This is a genomic window from Apilactobacillus kunkeei (genome assembly GCF_005930975.1).
Lineage (GTDB): Bacteria > Bacillota > Bacilli > Lactobacillales > Lactobacillaceae > Apilactobacillus > Apilactobacillus kunkeei_E.
In genome coordinates this window covers 1-3,260 of sequence record NZ_VBSE01000026.1, presented here as the reverse complement: position 1 = coordinate 3,260, position 3,260 = coordinate 1, and the positions used below count along the sequence as shown (strand labels likewise).

Annotated in this window: 2 rRNA genes; both read right to left on the bottom strand. The window is 48.5% G+C overall.

What is annotated here, in order from left to right:
- Positions 1-117, bottom strand: a 5S ribosomal RNA gene (gene rrf / locus FD688_RS00110).
- Between the two features lie 69 nt (positions 118-186).
- A 23S ribosomal RNA gene (locus tag FD688_RS00105) occupies positions 187-3,105 on the bottom strand.
- Positions 3,106-3,260 lie beyond the last annotated feature (155 nt).

Sequence of the window (3,260 nt, the reverse complement as noted above, 5' to 3'; positions counted from 1 at the left end):
GCGCGGCAACTTCCTACCCTTGCAGAGGGCGATCCCTCAACTACTATCGGCGTTTAGAAGCTTAACTTCTGTGTTCGGCATGGGAACAGGTGTATCCTTCTAGCTATCGCCACCACACTATTTATCTGAAAGAACTTCGTTCTCTCAAAACTAGATATTATTTATTTCTTCCGATTACTACCTTACTTGGTTAAGTCCTCGACCAATTAGTACTAGTCCGCTCCATACATCACTGCACTTCCACTTCTAGCCTATCTACCTAATCATCTCTTAGGGGTCTTACTTCCATAAAGGAATGGGAAATTTCATCTTGAGGTCGGTTTCACACTTAGATGCTTTCAGCGTTTATCTCATCCATACATAGCTACCCAGCGATGCCCCTGGCGGGACAACTGGTACACCAGCGGTATGTCCATCTCGGTCCTCTCGTACTAGAGACAGCTCCCCTCAAATTTCCTACGCCCGCGACGGATAGGGACCGAACTGTCTCACGACGTTCTGAACCCAGCTCGCGTACCGCTTTAATGGGCGAACAGCCCAACCCTTGGGACCAACTACAGCCCCAGGATGCGATGAGCCGACATCGAGGTGCCAAACCTCCCCGTCGATGTGAACTCTTGGGGGAGATAAGCCTGTTATCCCCAGGGTAGCTTTTATCCGTTGAGCGATGGCCCTTCCATACGGTACCACCGGATCACTAAGCCCGACTTTCGTCCCTGCTCGACCTGTCTGTCTCGCAGTCAAGCTCCCTTTTGCCTTTACACTCGAAGAATGATTTCCAACCATTCTGAGGGAACCTTTGGGCGCCTCCGTTACTGTTTAGGAGGCGACCGCCCCAGTCAAACTGCCAATCAGACACTGTCTCCCACCACGATAAGTGGTGCGGGTTAGAGTGTTAGCACAGCGAGGGTAGTATCCCAACAATGCCTCCACCGAAACTAGCGTCCCGGTTTCCACGGCTCCTACCTATCCTGTACAAGCTATGTCAACACCCAATATCAAATTACAGTAAAGCTCCATGGGGTCTTTCCGTCCTGTCGCGGGTAACCTGCTTCTTCACAGGTATCTCAATTTCACCGAGTCTCTCGTTGAGACAGTGCTCAGATCGTTACGCCTTTCGTGCGGGTCGGAACTTACCCGACAAGGAATTTCGCTACCTTAGGACCGTTATAGTTACGGCCGCCGTTTACTGGGGCTTCGTTTCTGGGCTTCGCCGAAGCTAACTCATCCACTTAACCTTCCAGCACCGGGCAGGCGTCAGCCCCTATACTTCATCTTACGATTTTGCAGAAACCTGTGTTTTTGATAAACAGTCGCCTGAGCCTTTTCACTGCGGCTGCACTTGCGTGCAGCACCCCTTCTCCCGAAGTTACGGGGTCATTTTGCCGAGTTCCTTAACGAGAGTTCACTCGCTCACCTTAGGATACTCTCCTTGACTACCTGTGTCGGTTTGCGGTACGGGTAGTTAATTACTCACTAGAAGCTTTTCTCGGTAGCGTGACATGGCCCACTTCTCTACTTTATTTCGATCCTCATCACAGCTTGTCAACACGGTAACAAGCATTTCACTCATTACCTGACTTACTGCTTGAACGCACATATCCAACAGTGCGCACAGGTTAGCCTTCTACGTCCCTCCATCGCTCAAACATAATTAACTAGTACAGGAATCTCAACCTGTTATCCATCGCCTACGCCTCTAGGCCTCGGCTTAGGTCCCGACTTACCCTGGGAGGACGAGCCTTCCCCAGGAAACCTTAGTCAATCGGTGGAATAGATTCTCACTATTCTTTCGCTACTCATACCGGCATTCTCACTTCTAAGCGCTCCAGCAGTCCTTACGGTCTACCTTCGTTGCCCTTAGAACGCTCTCCTATCACATGACTACGTCATGTCCACAATCTCGGTAATATGCTTAGCCCCGGTAAATTTTCGGCGCAGAATCACTCGACTAGTGAGCTATTACGCACTCTTTAAATGGTGGCTGCTTCTGAGCCAACATCCTAGTTGTCTATGCAACTCCACATCCTTTTCCACTCAGCATATATTTAGGGACCTTAATTGGTGGTCTGGGCTGTTCCCCTTTCGACGGTGGATCTTATCACTCATCGTCTGACTCCCGGACATATAAATCAATGGTATTCGGAGTTTATCTGAATTTAGTAACCCATGACGGGCCCCTCACCCAAACAGTGCTCTACCTCCATGATTCTAAGTCCGAGGCTAGCCCTAAAGCTATTTCGGAGAGAACCAGCTATCTCCAAGTTCGTTTGGAATTTCACCGCTACCCACATTTCATCCCAGCACTTTTCAACGTACACGGGTTCGGCCCTCCGGTGCGTTTTACCGCACTTTCAGCCTGAACATGGGTAGATCACCTGGTTTCGGGTCTATCCCAACATACTGTAACGCCCTATTCAGACTCGCTTTCGCTACGGCTCCGGACTTTTCGCCTTAACCTTGCATGTTAGCATAACTCGCCGGTTCATTCTACAAGAGGCACGCCATCACCCATTAACGGGCTCTGACTGCTTGTAGGCACATGGTTTCAGGAACTATTTCACTCCCCTTCCGGGGTGCTTTTCACCTTTCCCTCACGGTACTGGTTCACTATCGGTCACTAGGGAGTATTTAGCTTTGGGAGATGGTCCTCCCGGATTCCGACGACGTTTCACGTGTGTCGCCGTACTCAGGATCCTGAACTGAGGTTAATTGATTTCGCCTACGGGGCTATCACCCTGTCTCGCTTAACTTCCCAGATAATTCGACTATCAATTAACTTGGTAACTCAAATGTTCAGTCCTACAACCCCAAAGAGCAAGCTCTTTGGTTTGAGCTGTTCCCCGTTCGCTCGCCGCTACTTAGGGAATCGAAATTTCTTTCTCTTCCTGTGGGTACTTAGATGTTTCAGTTCCCCACGTCTGCCCCCAAACTAGATATGTATTCTCTAGCTGGTGATAATCGATTAAGATTATCGAGTTTCCTCATTCGGAAATCTCCGGATCAAAGCTTACGTACAGCTCCCCGAAGCATATCGGTGTTAGTCCCGTCCTTCATCGGCTCCTAGTGCCAAGGCATCCACCATGCGCCCTTCATAACTTAACCTATTTCATCACTACGTGATGTTTGGTTAGTTGAGTATTTACGAATAAACTAATATTTTAAAACTCAAAATAACGCGGTGTTCTCGGTTGAAATTGTATTTTTATACAAATTCAATATAGAAATTAAATAATATCTAGTTTTCAAAGAACCAAGTA